We start from the raw sequence: 15,802 nt of genomic DNA, 5'->3' as shown, positions 1-15,802 counted from the left end.
GGTGGGTAGGCTCGGCCTCCGTGGCGCCTGCGCCCGCGCACCGACGGCTGCTGGACCGCTTCGCGGTCCGTCTCGTGCTGGGCATGGTGCTCAGCTTCCTGCCGCTGGCCGCCGTCCTCTCGGTCCTGCTGGTGCGCAACGCGAGCGACAGCCTCGACGAGGCGGCGCGCGCGGGCCTGCGCAACGCGGCGGTCACGCTGTCCCAGCGCATCGACGTGCGCTTCGGCGAGCGGCGCAACGACCTGCGCGCGATCGCCGACCTCCTGGGCCGGGGCGAGGTCCGCGAGGACCGCATCCCGGTCGACGTGCGCGTCGACTTCGAGGCGCTGCAGCTCGTCGACCTCCGGGGCCGGTACGTCGGGGGCACGACCCGCGAGCCCCTCGGCGGCCCGGCCGACCCGTTCTTCGCCGCCGCCGCCCGTGGCGCCGAGACCCACTCGCTGACCCGGCGCGCGCAGGGGACGCTGCGCACCGTCCTCGCCCAGCCCGTGCGCGACCGCTCCGGACGCATCCGGCGCGTCCTCCTCGGCGACCTCGACGAGACCGTGTTCGCCGGACTCGTCTCGAGCTTCCGGCTGGGGGAGACGGGCGAGGCCGTCATCCGCGTCCCCGGCGGGCGGCTGCTGTGGCGCACCGGGCTCGGCCAGCCCCGCAGCCCCGTCGAGATGGCGGCCCGCGACCCGCTCGCCGACCGGTCGACGACCGGCGCTCCGGGCCGGGCGCTCGCCGGGCAGACCGGCACCCTGCGCTTCCGGGCCTCGACGGGCAACGAGGCGGTCGGCGGCTACGCGCCCGCGAGGCGCGTCGGATGGTCGGCCGACGTGCGCCAGGACACCTCCGAGGCCTTCGCCGCCATCGACGACCAGCGCAACCTGGCGATCCTCGTCGGCCTGCTCGGGTCGCTGCTCGTCGGCGCCTTCGCCGTCCTCTTCGCGCGTCACACCGTCCGCCCGGTCTCGGCGCTGGCCGAGATGGCCCGGCGCGTCGCGTCGGGCGACCTCACCGCCCACGTCGAGCCCGGCGGCGCGAGCGAGCTGCGCCAGCTCGGCGAGTCGTTCAACGCGATGGTCGAGAGCCTCGAGCGGCTGGCGGGCCAGCTGCGCGCCGCCGGCCACGACCTCGCGAGCTCCGCCGCGCAGCTCTCCTCGAGCGCCCAGGAGCTCGCGACGACCACGACGCAGCAGTCGTCGTCGGCGACGGAGACCTCGTCGACCATGCAGGAGCTCTCGACGACCACGCAGTCGATCGCCGACAGCGTCTCGGGCGTCGAGCAGCGCGCGACGGACACGCGGTCGGCGCTGCACGCGGCCGACACCGACATCCAGGCCTCGTCGGAGCGGACGCTCGCGCTGGCCCAGCGCACGGCCGAGATCGGGCAGATCCTCGGGCTCATCAACGAGATCGCCGACCGCACGAACCTCCTCGCCCTCAACGCCGCGATCGAGGCGGCGCGCGCGGGCGAGGCCGGTGCCGGGTTCTCCGTCGTCGCCGACGAGGTCCGCCGCCTCGCCGAGCGCTCGAAGGCCGAGGCGCAGAAGATCGCCGACATCGTGGGCGCGACGCAGGACGCCACGAACGCGACGGTCATGGCGATGGACAGCGGCTCGAAGCGGATGCGCGACGGCCTGGAGCTCATGGAGCAGGTCGCCGACGCCGTGAGCCAGGTGCGCTACACGACCGACGAGCAGCGGCTGGCCACCGAGCAGGTCGTCCAGGCCATGTCGTCGGTGACGGCCACGAGCCGCCAGGCCGCCGCCGCAGCCCAGCAGATCGCGGGCTCGTCGACGCAGATCGCGCGCCTCGCGGCGGACCTCGACCGTGCCGCGGCGACGTTCCGCACGCGCGCGCAGGCGCGGTCCGACAAGCACACGCCGATCGTCCCGGCACCGCTCGGACCGGCTGGGCCGCCGGGCGCCAACGGCGCTCCGGGCCGGGCGGGCGTGCACGCCGACGAGGCGTAGCGCGGCGTGCCGATCCTCGAGCCCTTCGAGCCGCTCGCGACCCGCGCGCCGGTCGCCCCGGCCGGTCCGGCCGCGCTCGTGCTCGAGGTTGGCGACGACCACCACGCCCTGCGCCTCGAGGACGTGCGGGTCGTGGTCGAGGCGCCGGACGTCACGCGCGTGCCCGACGCGCCGCCGGCCGTGCTCGGGGTGCTCAACGTCCGCGGCGAGGTGGTGCCGGTGCTCGACACGGGCATCGCCGCGGGGGTCGCGCCGGTCGGCGGCGCGCCGTTCGCCGTCGTGGTCGAGGCGGCGCCGGGACGGGTCGCGCTCGCCGCGCGGGCGCAGCCGCGGCACGTCGTCCTCGGCCCGGAGGTCGGGGCTTCGGCGCTCGCCGTCGGGACGCACCGCCACGCGGTGGGCGACGGCCTCGTCGCCACGCTGCTCGACGTCGACGCGCTGGCCCTCGAGGCTGCGGCGTGACCGACGAGCTCGACCTCCGCGCGCTCTTCGACCAGGAGGCGACGGTCCTGCTCGAGCGCCTGTCGCAGGGCGCGCTCGAGCTCGAGGACCGCCCGGACGACGCGGAGCTCGTCGCCTCGCTGTTCCGCGCCGCCCACACGCTCAAGGGCTCGGCCGCGCTCGTCGAGCTGCATCCGATCGCGCGCACCGCGCACGCCCTCGAGGACCTCCTGCAGGCGGTGCGCTCCGGCACGATCGACCCGACGACGGCGGTCGTCGACGCGGTGCTCGACACGGTCGACGCCGTGCGCGAGGCCATCCCGCGGCTCATGACCGGCGCCGACCCGGGGCCGGCGCCCGACGCCGCCGCCGCACGCGTGCGCGCCGTCCTGGAGGGCACGGCGATGCCGCCGGCGGCCGCGCCACCGCCCGCCGCGCCCCCGCTCGCGGCACCGGGGCCCGACGACCCCGAGCCCGATCCGCCCGCCGCCCCGGACCACGGCGGCGAGGAGACGATCGCCGTCCCGCTCTCGCGCCTGGACCGCCTCGTGCGCCTGGCCGGCGAGGGCCGCACCGCCCGCCTGCGCCTCGCCGCCGCCCTCGGCGAGCACGCCACGGACCCGGAGGTCGACGCCGCGCTCGTCGACCTCGAGCGGGCGCTCGGCGCCCTGCAGCGCCAGACGCTCCAGGCGCGGATGGTGACCTTCGAGCGCATCGCCGAGCCGCTGCGCCGCGGGGTGCGCGACGTCGCGCGGGCCACCGGCAAGGAGGTCGACTACGCACTGGACGGCGAGGGCGTCGAGCTCGACCGCGGGGTCCTCGACGCGCTGCGCGAGCCGCTGCTGCACCTCGTGCGCAACGCCGTCGACCACGGCATCGAGCCCCCCGGCGAGCGCGTCGCCGCCGGCAAGGCGCCGTCCGGGACCCTGCGGATCGCCGCCCGCCGCCGCGGGGCGGACCTCGTCGTCGAGGTGCGCGACGACGGCCGCGGCCTGGACCCCGACGCGCTGCGGGCCCGGCTGCCCGGCGCGGCCGGCCTGTCCGATGCCGCGGTGGTGGAGCGCCTCTTCGAGCCCGGCGTGTCGACCGCGACCGCGGTGACCGACCTGTCGGGCCGGGGTGTCGGCCTGGACGCCGTGCGCACCGCGCTGCAGCGCGTCCGCGGGACGGTCCGCGCCGCGGGCGAGCCGGGTCGCGGGACGACCTTCACGCTGACCGTCCCCGTGACGCTCGCCGTCGTGCGCTGCCTGCTCGTCGCGACCGGCGGCGAGCGCTACGCCATCCCGTCGCACGCCGTGAGCACCGTCGTCGAGGCGTCCGCCGACGCGCTGGTCGGCCTCGAGGGCGGGCGCGCCGTCTGGGTGGGCGGCGACGTCGTCCCGGTGGCCGAACTGCACGATGCGGTGGGCGCGGCGCCCAGCGGCGCCAGCGCGCAGGCCGTCGTCCTCGCGACCGGCGGCCGGCGGCTCGCGCTGCGCGTCGACGCGCTCCTCGGCCAGCGCGACGTGACGGTGCAGGAGCTCGGCCGGGCGCTCGGGCGCGTCGAGCTGGTCGCCGGCGCCAGCATCGACGCCGACGGGTCGGTCCTGCTCGTGCTCGACCCCGTGGCCCTGGCCGCCCGGGCCGGCGCCCTCCGCGCGCCCGCCGCACCGAGCACGCCCGCCGACGCGGCACCGTCGCGGGCCGCGGCCGGTGCGACCGTCCTGGTCGTCGACGACGCGCTCACCGTGCGCGAGCTCCAGCGCGCGATCCTCGAGCGCGCCGGCTACGCGGTCCTGCTGGCCGAGGACGGCGAGGCCGCCCTGCGCGTGCTGGACCGCGAGCGGCCCGACCTCGTGCTCACCGACGTCGAGATGCCGCGCCTCGACGGCTTCGGCCTCGTCGAGATGATCCGGGGGCGGGCGGACCTCGCCGGGATGCCCGTCCTCATCGTCAGCTCGCGCGACGACGAGGCCGACCGGCGCCGCGGCCTCGAGGCGGGCGCCGACGGCTACATCGTCAAGCAGGCCTTCGATGAGCCGACCCTGCTCGGCTGGGTGGGCCGGATGCTCGGGACCGAGGACCTCCCGGCATGAGCACCGCACCGCCGACGCGCGTCGTCGTCGTCGAGGACTCTCCGGTCCAGCGCGCGCACATCGTCGCCGTGCTCCAGGCGACCGGGCAGATCACCGTGGTGGCCGAGGCCGCCGACGTCCCGGGCGCGCTCGAGGCGGTGCGCACCCACAGGCCGCAGCTCGTGACGATGGACCTCGAGCTGCCCGGCGGCATCACGTCCGAGCTCGGCGGCGTCGAGGCGATCCGGACGATCATGGCCGAGCGGCCGACCCCCATCCTCGTCCTCTCGGTCCACACCCCGTCGCGCGAGTCCGGCGAGGCGCTGGTCGCGCTCGACGCCGGGGCCATCGACGTCCTGCCCAAGGCGTCGGCCGGCGACGGTGCGGCGGCCGAGACGCTGCGCCGCCGCGTGCGCGTGCTGAGCGGCGTGCCGATGGTGCGTCGGCCCCGGGCGACCGCCCCCGTCCCGACCGCGCGCGTCACCGACCTGCCGGTCATCGCGCTCGCGGCGTCGACCGGCGGTCCCGGGGCGCTGCGGACCGTCGTGGCCGAGCTGCGGGGCGTCGGGGCGCCGGTGCTCGTCGTCCAGCACATCCACGCGGAGTTCGTCGAGAGCTTCGCCCGCTGGCTGCAGGAGACGACGCTCATGCCGGTGACGGTGCCCGGCCACCGCGAGGCGGCGCGCCCCGGGGTCGTCTACGTCGCCCCCGCGGACACGCACCTGCGGCTCGGGCCGGGGCGGACCCTCGAGCTCGACCCCGAGCCCGAGCTGCTGTCGCGGCCCTCGGCGGACGAGCTGCTCAGCTCGGTGGCGGCGCACGCCGGCCCGGCGGCGGTCGGCGCCGTGCTCACGGGCATGGGCGACGACGGCGCGCGCGGGCTCCTGGCCATCAGGCAGGCGGGCGGGCGGACCTTCGCGCAGGACGGCGAGTCGGCGACCGTGGACGGCATGCCCCGCGCCGCCCGCGACCTCGGCGCCGCCGAGCGCGTGATGGGCCTCGAGCAGATCGGCCGGTCGATCGCGGCGATCGCCGCCGGGGGCCGGTGACCGAGGCGCTCGACGACGCCGCGGCGCTGCTGCGCGACCGCAGCGGCCTGGCGCTCGACGCCCACGGCCGCGACCGCCTGCGCGAGGCGCTGGCCCAGGAGGGCGCGCGGCGCGGGCTGGCCGAGGCCGAGCTCGTCGCGCGCGCGGCGCAGGAGCGCGAGCTGCTGCAGGCGCTGGTCGACGGCGCGACGCTCCAGGAGACGAGCTTCTTCCGCGACCCCGCCGTCTTCGACGCCCTGCGCGACGAGGTGCTGCCACGCCTCGACGACCCGGTGGTCGTGTGGAGCGCGGGGTGCGCCGACGGCCACGAGCCCTACAGCCTGGCCATGCTGCTGGCCGAGTCGGGCCGCCGCGGCTGGCGCGTGGTCGGCACCGACGTCTCGTCGGCCGCCCTGCGACGCGCCCGCGGCGCGACGTACCCCGAGCGCCGGCTGCGCGGCCTGTCCGCCGAGCGCCGCGCGAGGTTCCTCGAGCCGGCGAGCGACGGCGCCTCCCGCGTGGTGGCGCAGCTGCGCGACCACGTCGTCCTGGCCCAGCACAACCTCGCGACCGACCCGCCGCCGCTCGAGGCGCAGGGCGCGGGGCTCGTCCTCTGCCGCAACGTCCTCATCTACCTCGACCCCGACGCGACCCGCGGCTTCCTCGACCGGCTGCACGACTGGCTGGCGCCCGGGGCGCTGCTCGTCGCCGGCGCGGCCGAGTCGCTCCTGCACCTGACGACGCGCTTCCGCCTGGTGCCGCTGGGCCCTGGGTTCGTCTACCGGCGCGACCTGGCGCGGCCCTCGACGCCCGCGCCGAGCCCGCGGCCGCCGGTACCCCGGCAGCCCTCGGCCGCCCCGCCTCGACGCCGCGGTCCGGGGCCACCGGCACTGCCGCCCGCGCCCGACGCGGCGGCGCTGGATGCCGCAGGCCAGGAGGCGCTCGCCGCCGGGCGCACCGACGAGGCGGTCGGGGCGTTCCGGCGGGTGGTCTACCTCGACCCGGACGGCGTGCTGGGCCACCTCCACCTCGGCCTGGCCCTCGAGGCGGCGGGCGACGCCGGCGCGACCAGGGCCTTCCGCGCCGCGCGGGCCGCGCTGCGGCGCACCGAGCCCCGCGGCGTCGCCGGCGCGCTGGGCGGCTACCGCGTCGAGGAGCTCGAGCGGATGCTCGCGGCCAAGCTGGAGGACGACGGGTGAGGGCGCTGGTCGTGGTCCACCAGGGCGAGCAGCGCTTCGCGCTGCCGGCCGAGGCGACCCGGGCGGTCCTCGAGCCGGTCGGCCTCGTCGACCTGCCCAGCCCGCGCCCCGGCGTGGCCGGCGTGCTGCGCCCCGACCGCCTCGGCCTCCCGGTCCTCGACGTCCTGGCCGCCGACGGCGAGCACGTCGTCGTCCTCGAGGCCGCCGGCCGGCGCTTCGGGGTCCTCGTCGGTCGCGTCGCCGAGGTGGTCCGCGTCCCCGACGACGCGCTCGGCCCGCCGCCCGCGGGCCAGGCCGAGCCGCTGGTGACGGCGAGCGCGCAGACCATCCACGGGGCGGTCATGGTGCTCGACCCGGAGCGCCTCGCCGCCGTCCTGGCGTGAGCGTCTGCGCGCCAGGTTCGCGCACCGGAATCCAGCGCTTCTCTCACTGGCAGAGCCGCCGTTCACACTGCACCCCCCGAAGGAGGGGATTCGTGCGTACTGCGACAGGGGTCGCGGGAAGGAGGACGAGCACCGCCCTCGGCCCGGCCGCCCACCACCGACGACCGCGAAGGAGCACCCGCCATCAGCGCCGCAGAGCAGCCCGCCGTGGAGGTCGAGGAGCTGGCCAAGCACTACGGCGACGTCCACGCGCTGGACGGCATCTCCTTCGCCGCCGCGCCCGGTGAGGTCTTCGGCCTCCTCGGCCACAACGGCGCCGGCAAGTCGACCTGCATCCGGATCCTCACCGGGCGCGCCCGCCCGACCTCGGGCCATGCCCGCGTCCTGGGCCACGAGCTCCCGGGCGAGCTCGAGGCCGTGCGCGCCCAGATCAACCTCGTCGCCGAGTCGCCCACGCTCTACGGCCGGGCGACCGCGCGCGAGAACCTCACGCTCTTCTGCAAGCTCTACGACCTGCCGCGGTCCCGGGGCGACGAGGTCCTCGAGCGCGTGCGCCTCACGCACGCCGCCGACCGCAAGGCCAAGACCTTCTCGACCGGCATGCGCCAGCGCCTCCTGCTGGCTCGCGCGCTGCTCAACCACCCGCGCGTCCTGTTCCTCGACGAGCCCACCCGAGGGCTGGACCCGCAGTCGGCCCGCGACCTGCACGACCTCATCCGCGAGCTGTCCCAGGGCGGGTCCTCGATCTTCCTCACCACGCACGACATGCACGAGGCCGACGACCTCTGCGACCGCGTCGCCTTCCTCGCGGACGGCAAGGTCGTCGCGCTCGACACACCGCGCGCGCTGAAGCTCGGCATCGGCGGCGTGCCGGAGGCCGACGTCGTCCTCGACGACGGCAGCCAGCAGCGCCTGCGCCTCGACGACGACGTCGCGGTCGCGAGGCTGCAGCAGCTGCTGGCCGCCAGGCGCGTGCGCACGCTGCACACGCGCGAGCCGACGCTGGCCGACGTCTTCATCCAGCTCGCCGGCCGCACGCTGCACGAGCCGGGCGACGACGCCGGCGAGGAGGCCGCGGCATGAGCGCCCGGCGCGTCGTCGCGATCCTCCTCAAGGACCTGCAGGACGCGGTCCGCGACGGCCGCGTGCTCGTCCTGCTCCTCCTGCCGATCGCGATGGCGATCTTCTACAACGCCACGACCGACGACCAGGACGAGCTGCCCACCGCCGAGGTGGCGATGGTCGACCGGGCGGACGTGGGGGTCTCGCGGGAGCTCCAGCGAGCGGCCGGGCGCAGCGTCGAGCTCGAGCTGCGCAACGCCTCCTCGCGCGAGGCCGCCGAGCGGCTCGTGCGCGACGACGACGCCGAGTTCGCCGTCGTCGTGCGCGAGGGGCGACGGCCCACCGCCCAGGTCCTCGTCCCCCCGGACGCGAGCCCGACGGCGCAGTCGGTCGTCGCGCTGGTGCCCGACGCGCTGGCGCGCGCGACGGGCCGGCCGCCCGCGACCGACGTGCAGGTCTCGGCGCTGCGCCTGGCCGATCGCGACCCGATCGACGTCGTGGGCCAGCGGGCGTTCACCGTCCTGATCGCGATCCTCCTGCTGGCGACCTTCGTGGCGATGATGGTCGTGCCGATGCAGATGGCCGAGGAGCTCGAGACGGGCACCTTTGGCGCACTGCGCCTCGCCGCGACCGGTCCGGAGGTCCTGACCGCCAAGGCGGTGGCGGGGGTGGTCTACACCGCCGTGGGGGTGGTCCTCTCCGTCGTGCTGACGAGCCTGGACGTCGAGGACCCCGTCCTCTTCGTCGCCGCCAACGTCGGCCTGGTCGTGAGCCTCGTGGGCTTCGGCCTGCTGCTCGGCCTGCTCGTCGCCAACGCCAACGCGATCAACACCTACGGCGGCTTCGCGCTCATCCCGCTGCTCGGCCTCGCCCTGGCCGTCTTCTTCGTGGAGACCGGCTGGTTCGCGACGGTGCTCGACCTCCTGCCCTTCAGCCAGGCCACGCGGCTGATGGGCGACGCCCTGTCGGCCGAGCGGCCGTTCGACGCCGGGGCCGCGGCCTGGGCGGTGATCGCCGTGTGGGCGGTGGCCGGCTACGCCGTGCTCGCGCGCATCGCGACGCGCCGGGAGCTCTGACCGTGGTCCAGCCGGTCGTCGTGGTGAGCGAGAGCTACGTCCTGCGCACCGGCCTGTCGCGGATCGGCTCCACGCCGCCGCTCGAGGTGGTGGCCGAGCTCGACGACCCGGCCGCCGTCGCGCGCGTCGTCCGGCGCAAGGGCGCGCGGCTGGTCCTCGCCGCGCCGTGCGCGGCCAGCGGCGAGCAGGTGCTCGAGGAGCTCGGCGAGCTGCCCGCCGGCTGCCGTGCGCTGGTCCTCCTGCCCGGCGCCGGCTACCAGGTGCTCGCGCACGCGACGCGCCGCCGCCGGCGCGACGTCGTCTTCCTGCCGCTGCACAGCTCGCCGCGCCAGCTGCGCCGCGCGCTCACCCAGCTGCTGCGCGCCACGCCGCGGCCCGCGCCCGCGCCGATCGACGAGGCCTTCGCGGGGCCGGCCGGCGTCCTCACCCGCCGCGAGCACGAGGTGCTGCGCGCGCTGTCGCAGGGCCTCAGCAACAAGGCGATCGCCGGGCAGTTCGTGGTGTCCGAGGACACCGTGAAGACGCACCTGCGCAAGATCTACCGCAAGCTCGGCGTCAACTCGCGCGGCGAGGCGATCGCCCTCTACCTCGGCGACGTCGGGACGCCGCCGTCGCTGCCCGCGCGGGAGCCGGCGGCGGTCGCCGTGAACTCCCGGTAGAGCGCGTCGACGGCCGCGAGCTCCGCGTGCGTGCCGGTGGCCCGCACGCGGCCGTCCTGGAGGACGACGATGCGGTCGGCCTGGCGGATCGTCGACAGCCGGTGGGCCGCGACGAGCACCGTCGTGCGCCGCGCCACCTCGGCGACCACGTCGCGCAGCGCCGCCTCGTTGGCCGCGTCGAGCTGCGAGGTGACCTCGTCGAGCAGCAGCAGCCGCGGGCGCTGGAGCAGCGCGCGGGCCACGGCGATGCGCTGGCGCTCGCCGCCCGACAGCGAGCTGCCGGCGCTGGCGACCTCCGCGTCGAGGTCGCCGCCGAGGCGCTCGAGCACCGACTCGAGGCGGCAGGCGGCGACGGCGTCGCGCACGTCGGCGTCCGTGGCCTCCGGCACGGCGTAGGTCAGGTTCTCGCGCAGCGTCCCCGCCATGACCGGCGCGCGCTGGTCGACGTAGGCGGTCGTCGCCCGCAGGTCGGCCAGCGGCCACGTGCGCGCGTCGCGCCCGTCGACCAGGACGCGGCCCTCGTCGGGATGGTGGAAGCGCTGCAGCAGCGCGAAGAGCGTCGACTTGCCCGCGCCCGACGAGCCGACGAGGGCGGTGAGGCCACCGGCGGGGACGTCGAGGTCGAGGCCGTCCAGCGCCGGCTCCCGCGCGCCGGGGTAGGTGAAGCGCACGTCCTCGAGGCGCACGGACGCGGGGCGCGAGGACCACCAGCGCCGCGCGGGAGGGGTCGGGGCGCCAGGGTCCTCGGCCTCCAGGTCCTGCACCGCGGAGATCCGCCCGAGGGCGGCGCGGCCGGCCTGGAAGTAGGTGCTGGCGTTGATGAGCTGCAGCACGGGGGCGGTGAGGAAGAAGACGTAGAGCAGGAAGGCGATGAGGTCGCTGGCGCTCATCGCGCCCGCCTGGACGCGCAGCCCGCCGACGGCGAGGACCACGAGGAAGGTCACCTGCGAGGCGATGCCGCTGGCCGACCCGGCGAGGGCGGTCCAGCCCGCCAGCCGCGTGCCGCCGCGGCGCGCGTCCTCGGCGGCGGCGCCGATGCGCGCGAGCTCGCGCTCCTCGGTGCCCGAGCTCTTGACGAGGACGAAGGCGCCGAGCGCGCGCTCGAGGCGGCTGCCGACCTCGCCGACCGCCTCCTGCGTCTCGGCGGCCGCGCGGCGCACGCGCGGGAGCACGAGGAGCATCGCGCCGCCGAGGGCGAGCACCACGGTCAGGACGGTGGCCAGCAGGACGAGGTCGACGACGCCCATCAGCACGAGCGCGCCACCGAGCGTGGTGGCCCCCATGAGCGCCTGCGTCGCGGCCTGCACGGTGATCGCGCGCAGCAGCGTCGTGTCGCCCGTCACCCGCGCGAGCAGGTCGCCGGGCGCCTGCCGGCCCATGGCGCCCATGGTCAGGCGCAGGATGCGGCGCACCAGCCCCAGCCGTCCAGCGAGGACGACGGCCTCCGCGCTGCGGAGCATGAGGAAGGTCCCGACCCCCAGCGCGGCGGTCGCGCAGACCACCAGGCCGCACAGCACGAGGATCGGCGCGAGCAGGCCGTCGCCGGCGGCGAGCCGGTCGAGGACCCAGCGGGCGCCGAGGGGCTGCAGCAGCCCGAGCACCGAGGCCAGGACGAGCAGGACGCCGCCGCACGTGAGTGCGGCGACGTTCCCGCCCAGGTACGCGCGGAGCTCGCGCACGGTCTCGCCGAGCGTGAGCTCCCGCGCCGGCGGGCGCCGAGGGGCGCCCGCCGCGGGTGCGAGCTGGTCGCTCAGTCGATCGCCTGGCCGTAGGCGGCGCCGGCGGCGACGAGCGTGACGGCGCCCGCGACCGCGGGGGTCGCGAGGACGGGGACGGTCTCCGACGTCAGGAAGGCCTGGGCCTCCTGGTCGTCGACGGAGACGCCCTCGAGGCGCACGTCGTCGTTGATGCGGTCGGTGATGCTGGTCATCTGGGTGAGGCTCCTCTCTGGGTCTTTCCGGGTCTCTGCGTTCGTCGCGGGAGGGCGCGGACTAGTTGTCCGCCGCCTCCTCGACCGCGACGCCCGCGGCGAACAGGCCGACGCCGGCGGCGATGGCCGGGGTCGCCAGGACGGGGCTCGTCTCCGGCTCGACCAGCGTGCGCGACGCGCGGTCGTCGACGCCGACGACGTCGAGACGGGGATCGCGGTTGACCTTGTCCATGAGGGTCTGCATGGGGCTCCTTCACTCCTCTCCGAGCGCTTGGCGCTCTCGGGTTCGTGGTGGTGCTTGCACACTCCAGAGTGGCGGACGTGGGCGGTCTCGATGCCCTCCCGGCGCCGAGGATCACCCGCACGGGTGAAGCTCGGGCCGCCCGACCGCCCGGAGGTCACCCGGACGGATGACGTCCCGCTTCCCGGAGCCCACGACCCCGGTATCCGAGAGGGTGTGATGAGTCGAGCCACCACCCTCTGGCGCCGGAACGGGGGCATGGCGGACGTCGTCCGCCGCATCCTCGAGCCGGCCCCCATGACCCGCGAACGCACGCTCGGACGCATGGAGCGCCTGGATGCGGTCACGCAGATCGTCTCCAGCGCCGAGCACCTCGCCCGCCCGCAGGACCGCACCCACGGCGGGTTCAACGACTGGGACGTCGCGCGGCGCAAGCTGCACAGCGTCGCCCCGCGTACGGCCAAGGTCGTCGACGTCGTGGCGCGCCCCGCCGTGACCAAGGCGCTGCACCTCGCGCGCATCGGCGCGGGGCTCGCGCTGCTGGCCCCGACGGGCCGCCGGACGCGCACGCTGGCCGACGCGACGATCGTCGCCACCTCCGGCCTGCTGCACCCCCGCGCCCACTACGGCACCGACGGCACCGACCAGGTCGGCTTCCTCGTGTCCAGCGCCACCGCGCTGGCCCGTGGCCTGCACCGCCGTCCGGCGCTCGTCGACTCGGTCCTCTGGTCGGTCGCGCTGCAGGCCACGCTCTCCTACGCGGCCTCCGGCTGGGTGAAGGTCGCCAGCGAGACGTGGCGCTCGGGGCGCGCGCTGCCGGCGGTGACGCGGACCCGCACGTACGGCGACCGCGACATGCACCGCCTCCTCACGCGCTTCCCGAGGACGAGCCGCGTGCTGGCCACGTCGGTGCTCGGGATGGAGTGTCTGTTCCCGAGCGTCTTCCTGTGGGGCGGGCGCGTCGCGCCGGCCTGGCTGCACGGCACGGCCGCCTTCCACCTGGTCAACGCCCGCGTCATGGGCCTGGGCCGCTTCGTCTGGGCCTTCGGCTCCATGCACCCCGCCGTGCTGTACACGACCGACCGCCGCAACCGCGGCCTGCGCGACGACACGCTGCCGAAGGTCACCGCCGCGCTCGGCGCCGGCGCCCTGGCCGCCGGCTTCGCCGCCCAGGCCCAGCGCCGCAAGCGCGTCCTGCGCGTCGCGGCCGACGAGGAGGTCCTGACGACCCGCCTGGGCAACGAGCTCGTGCTGCGCCGCACCGGGCCGGCCGACGCGCAGGGCCCGGTCGTCGTGCTCGAGCACGGCCTGCTCTCCACGCCGCAGCTGTGGCGCTGGACGGCCGACGCGCTCGAGGGCCGCCACCAGGTCGTCACCTACGCGCGCGCCGGCTACGGCGCCAGCCGCCGCCACGCCCCCGACCCCTACGACGTGCAGCAGTCCGTCGACGACCTCGTCGACGTGTGCCGCCACGTCGGCGAGGGCCGCGGCGTGGTCGTGGCCGGCCACTCGCTCGGCGGGTGGATCGGGATGCGCGCCGCGCTGCGCGACCCGGAGCTCGTGCGCGGCCTCGCGCTCGTGGACTCCAGCCACCCCGGGGAGCTCGAGCGCTCCTCGCGCCAGGCCAAGGGCCGCCGGCGGGTCACGGACAACCTCAAGATGGTCGCGCCGTCGCTGTCGCTCGGCCTCGGAGGCCTCGTCGAGGACCCCGACTACACGCTGCCCGAGGCCGTGCGCGGCCGGTTCCTCGACGAGTACCGCGACGCGCGCATGTGGGCCGCGGGTCTGCGCGAGTGGACCGCCACCGAGCGCGAGTTCGAGGCCTTCGACGGCCATCTGCCCGAGCTCGACCTGCCGCTGCTGGTGCTCACCGCCCAGCACACGGCGACGCTGGACCCGGTGCAGCTGGACCTCCACCGCGAGCTCGCCGGCCTGTCGGGCGACTGCCGCCACGAGCAGGTCGCGGGCGTCGGCCACGAGGGGATCGTCTGCGACGAGCGCGCCGCGACCGAGGTCGCGGGCCACCTCGCCGACCTCGTGCGCCGGGCCACCACCACCGACCACGACCGCACCGACCGAGAGGAGCGCATCCATGTCCTCGCCCGTTGACCGCGGCGCCACCGTCGCCCTGTCGGGCGCCCTGGGCGGCTGGCTGCTGGCCACCGCCGCCAGCCAGCACCCGCACCGGCTGTTCGACGGCCTGCGGCGCTTCGACCGCCTGGGCCTCGTGCTGCCCAACTGGCGCTTCTTCGCGCCCGAGCCCGCGCAGCACGACTTCCACCTGCTGCACCGCGTCGTGACCGCGGACGGCGCGACGACGCCGTGGGAGGAGACCGCGCCGATCGCGAGCCGCCGCTGGGCCCACGTCGTCTTCTTCGCCGACCGCCGCCGCGAGAAGGGGATGTTCGACGTCGCCAACGAGGTCATCACCGTGCTCGGGCAGCCGAGCTCCGACGTGACGAAGACCGTGGCCTTCGAGCTGCTGCGCAACCGCGTGGAGGTCGAGGTGCTGCGCCGCCACGGCGACGGCCCGCGGCCCAAGGGCTTCCAGTTCCTGGTCGCCCGCCACACCGGCTACGACGAGAGCGGCGACCCGGACTACGTCCTGAGCTCGCCGTTCTTCGCGCTGGACGAGGCCCCGGCGTGAGCGCCACCCACGCCCCGGCCTACGGGGAGCAGTTCGCGCCGTTCTACGACCGCCTGTTCCCCCGCGAGGGCGCGATGGTCGACGCGGCCGTCGCGCGCCTCGCGGCGCTGCACCGCCCGCAGGACGGTCCGCCGCTCGAGCTCGGCGTCGGCACGGGCCGCCTCGCCGTCCCGCTCTCCGAGCGGGTCGGTCGCGTGGTCGGCGTCGACGCCTCGCCCGAGATGCTCGCCGAGCTCGCCCGGATGGGCGGCGACGTCGAGCCGGTGCTCGGCGACCTGCGCGACTTCCGCGACGGCGGCGGCCACGGGCTCGTCGTCTGCGCGCTGGCGACCCTGACGATCCTGCTGCACCGCGAGGAGCAGCAGGCCGCGCTGCACACGCTCGCGGCGGCCGCCGCGCCGGGCGCGGCGGTGGTCGTCGAGACCCACAACCCCGACCACGTCGCGCTCCTGCACGACGGCCGGCGCACCGAGACGCGGCTGTTCCCGGTCGACCCGCCGCGCACGGCGCTGCTGAGCCAGATGACACTGCACGACGGCGGTCTGTGGGAGCTCGCCCACCTGCTCGTGGACGACGGCGACACGCGCGTGGCCTCCGAGGCGGCGCTGCTCGTCGCCCCGGACGCGCTCGACGCGATGGCCGCGGCCGCCGGCCTGGAGCTCGAGGCCCGCCACGCGACGTGGGCCGGCCACGAGGTCGCGCCCGAGCTGCCGATGGTCGTCTCGACCTACCGGCGGGCGAGCTGATCGCGGGCGCGCTCCTTGAGCGCGCGCGGGATCGGCCGCGAGAGCAGGCGCCGGTGCCCGGCGACCCACCGGTAGGACCGGTCGGTCACGCCGGGCATCGCGCCCGTGAGGGCACCGAGCGGCCTGGTCGCCGGACCGAGCTCGCGCAGCGCCGCGGTGAGGGCCTCCCCGCCCGAGAGGCGCCGGCCGTCGTCGAGCACCACGTGCCACGACGCCAGGCGGCGCTCCGGGGGCAGGTCGGCGAGCAGGCGCTGGCCCTCCGGCGACTGGATCGTGGCGACGCGCACCTCGCCGCGCCGGTCGGCGCGCAGGAGGGTCGTGAGGACGAAGGCGCAGAAGCCGCAGTCCCGGTCCCAGAGGACGAGCACCCGCGGA

Annotated in this window: 16 protein-coding genes; 12 read left to right on the top strand and 4 right to left on the bottom strand. The window is 76.6% G+C overall.

From position 1 onward, the window contains the following. Positions 1 to 20: 20 nt before the first annotated feature. The 9 genes from JUB12_RS11490 (at position 21) to JUB12_RS11450 (ending at position 9,863) form a co-directional block, all read left to right on the top strand. Complete coding sequence (locus JUB12_RS11490; RefSeq protein ID WP_205695542.1) at positions 21 to 1,961, top strand: methyl-accepting chemotaxis protein; 1,941 nt, start codon at positions 21 to 23, stop codon at positions 1,959 to 1,961. Positions 1,962 to 1,967: 6 nt separating this feature from the next. Continuing rightward, the gene (locus JUB12_RS11485) at positions 1,968 to 2,423 is read left to right on the top strand and encodes a chemotaxis protein CheW (protein ID WP_205695541.1); all 456 of its coding nucleotides are present in this window, start codon (positions 1,968 to 1,970) and stop codon (positions 2,421 to 2,423) included. Next, positions 2,420 to 4,477 (top strand): response regulator, encoded by a 2,058-nt coding sequence (locus tag JUB12_RS11480; protein WP_205695540.1) that lies wholly within the window; start codon positions 2,420 to 2,422, stop codon positions 4,475 to 4,477. Before JUB12_RS11485 ends, JUB12_RS11480 begins: the two co-directional genes overlap by 4 nt. Then, positions 4,474 to 5,505 (top strand): chemotaxis protein CheB, encoded by a 1,032-nt coding sequence (locus tag JUB12_RS11475; protein ID WP_205695539.1) that lies wholly within the window; start codon positions 4,474 to 4,476, stop codon positions 5,503 to 5,505. Before JUB12_RS11480 ends, JUB12_RS11475 begins: the two co-directional genes overlap by 4 nt. Continuing rightward, positions 5,502 to 6,683: a protein-glutamate O-methyltransferase CheR gene (locus JUB12_RS11470; protein ID WP_205695538.1), complete on the top strand. Its 1,182-nt coding sequence runs from the start codon at positions 5,502 to 5,504 to the stop codon at positions 6,681 to 6,683. Before JUB12_RS11475 ends, JUB12_RS11470 begins: the two co-directional genes overlap by 4 nt. Beyond that, complete coding sequence (locus JUB12_RS11465) at positions 6,680 to 7,066, top strand: chemotaxis protein CheW (RefSeq protein ID WP_205695537.1); 387 nt, start codon at positions 6,680 to 6,682, stop codon at positions 7,064 to 7,066. Before JUB12_RS11470 ends, JUB12_RS11465 begins: the two co-directional genes overlap by 4 nt. Before the next feature lie 207 nt (positions 7,067 to 7,273). After that, positions 7,274 to 8,149: an ABC transporter ATP-binding protein gene (locus JUB12_RS11460; RefSeq protein WP_205695536.1), complete on the top strand. Its 876-nt coding sequence runs from the start codon at positions 7,274 to 7,276 to the stop codon at positions 8,147 to 8,149. Beyond that, positions 8,146 to 9,204, top strand: coding sequence for an ABC transporter permease (locus JUB12_RS11455; protein WP_205695535.1), 1,059 nt, complete (start codon positions 8,146 to 8,148; stop codon positions 9,202 to 9,204). Before JUB12_RS11460 ends, JUB12_RS11455 begins: the two co-directional genes overlap by 4 nt. A gap of 2 nt (positions 9,205 to 9,206) precedes the next feature. Beyond that, complete coding sequence (locus tag JUB12_RS11450; protein ID WP_205695534.1) at positions 9,207 to 9,863, top strand: response regulator transcription factor; 657 nt, start codon at positions 9,207 to 9,209, stop codon at positions 9,861 to 9,863. Here the strand turns inward: JUB12_RS11450 and JUB12_RS11445 are convergent. The 3 genes from JUB12_RS11445 to JUB12_RS11435 all read right to left on the bottom strand — a co-directional run bounded on the left by JUB12_RS11445 (position 9,788) and on the right by JUB12_RS11435 (position 12,037). After that, entirely contained in the window at positions 9,788 to 11,542 is a 1,755-nt protein-coding gene (locus JUB12_RS11445) for an ABC transporter ATP-binding protein (RefSeq protein WP_205695533.1), read from the bottom strand. The genes JUB12_RS11450 and JUB12_RS11445 overlap by 76 nt on opposite strands. Positions 11,543 to 11,613: 71 nt before the next feature. Then, a complete protein-coding gene (locus tag JUB12_RS11440; protein ID WP_205695532.1) occupies positions 11,614 to 11,793 on the bottom strand; it encodes a hypothetical protein in 180 nt (59 codons plus the stop codon). A gap of 61 nt (positions 11,794 to 11,854) precedes the next feature. After that, the gene (locus tag JUB12_RS11435; RefSeq protein WP_205695531.1) at positions 11,855 to 12,037 is read right to left on the bottom strand and encodes a hypothetical protein; all 183 of its coding nucleotides are present in this window, start codon (positions 12,035 to 12,037) and stop codon (positions 11,855 to 11,857) included. Positions 12,038 to 12,292: 255 nt separating this feature from the next. Between JUB12_RS11435 and JUB12_RS11430 the strand changes: the two genes are divergently transcribed. Genes JUB12_RS11430 through JUB12_RS11420 form a run of 3 tightly spaced genes read left to right on the top strand, consistent with a single transcriptional unit; the run spans position 12,293 to position 15,427 of the window. Further along, positions 12,293 to 14,143 carry an alpha/beta fold hydrolase gene (locus JUB12_RS11430; protein WP_205695530.1) on the top strand — a complete coding sequence of 617 codons (1,851 nt, stop codon included), beginning with the start codon at positions 12,293 to 12,295 and terminating at the stop codon, positions 14,141 to 14,143. Further along, the gene (locus tag JUB12_RS11425; protein WP_205695529.1) at positions 14,127 to 14,681 is read left to right on the top strand and encodes a hypothetical protein; all 555 of its coding nucleotides are present in this window, start codon (positions 14,127 to 14,129) and stop codon (positions 14,679 to 14,681) included. Before JUB12_RS11430 ends, JUB12_RS11425 begins: the two co-directional genes overlap by 17 nt. Next, a complete protein-coding gene (locus JUB12_RS11420) occupies positions 14,678 to 15,427 on the top strand; it encodes a class I SAM-dependent methyltransferase (RefSeq protein ID WP_205695528.1) in 750 nt (249 codons plus the stop codon). The genes JUB12_RS11425 and JUB12_RS11420 overlap by 4 nt, the downstream gene beginning before the upstream one ends. On the opposite strand, the gene JUB12_RS11415 is transcribed toward JUB12_RS11420, so the two are convergent. Further along, positions 15,409 to 15,795 carry a thiol-disulfide oxidoreductase DCC family protein gene (locus tag JUB12_RS11415; protein WP_205695527.1) on the bottom strand — a complete coding sequence of 129 codons (387 nt, stop codon included), beginning with the start codon at positions 15,793 to 15,795 and terminating at the stop codon, positions 15,409 to 15,411. The two genes, JUB12_RS11420 and JUB12_RS11415, sit on opposite strands and share 19 nt — an antisense overlap. Positions 15,796 to 15,802 lie beyond the last annotated feature (7 nt).

The sequence above is a fragment of the Conexibacter sp. SYSU D00693 genome (assembly GCF_017084525.1).
Lineage (GTDB): Bacteria > Actinomycetota > Thermoleophilia > Solirubrobacterales > Solirubrobacteraceae > Baekduia.
This window is presented reverse-complemented; position numbering and strand designations above follow the sequence as displayed.

Coding starts and splice junctions, on each gene's coding strand:
- JUB12_RS11430 (WP_205695530.1), top strand. CDS start 12,293: ATGGCGGACGTCGTCCGCCGCATCCTCGAGCCGGCCCCCATGACCCGC.
- JUB12_RS11475 (WP_205695539.1), top strand. CDS start 4,474: ATGAGCACCGCACCGCCGACGCGCGTCGTCGTCGTCGAGGACTCTCCG.
- JUB12_RS11440 (WP_205695532.1), bottom strand. CDS start 11,793: ATGACCAGCATCACCGACCGCATCAACGACGACGTGCGCCTCGAGGGC.
- JUB12_RS11435 (WP_205695531.1), bottom strand. CDS start 12,037: ATGCAGACCCTCATGGACAAGGTCAACCGCGATCCCCGTCTCGACGTC.
- JUB12_RS11425 (WP_205695529.1), top strand. CDS start 14,127: ATGTCCTCGCCCGTTGACCGCGGCGCCACCGTCGCCCTGTCGGGCGCC.
- JUB12_RS11455 (WP_205695535.1), top strand. CDS start 8,146: ATGAGCGCCCGGCGCGTCGTCGCGATCCTCCTCAAGGACCTGCAGGAC.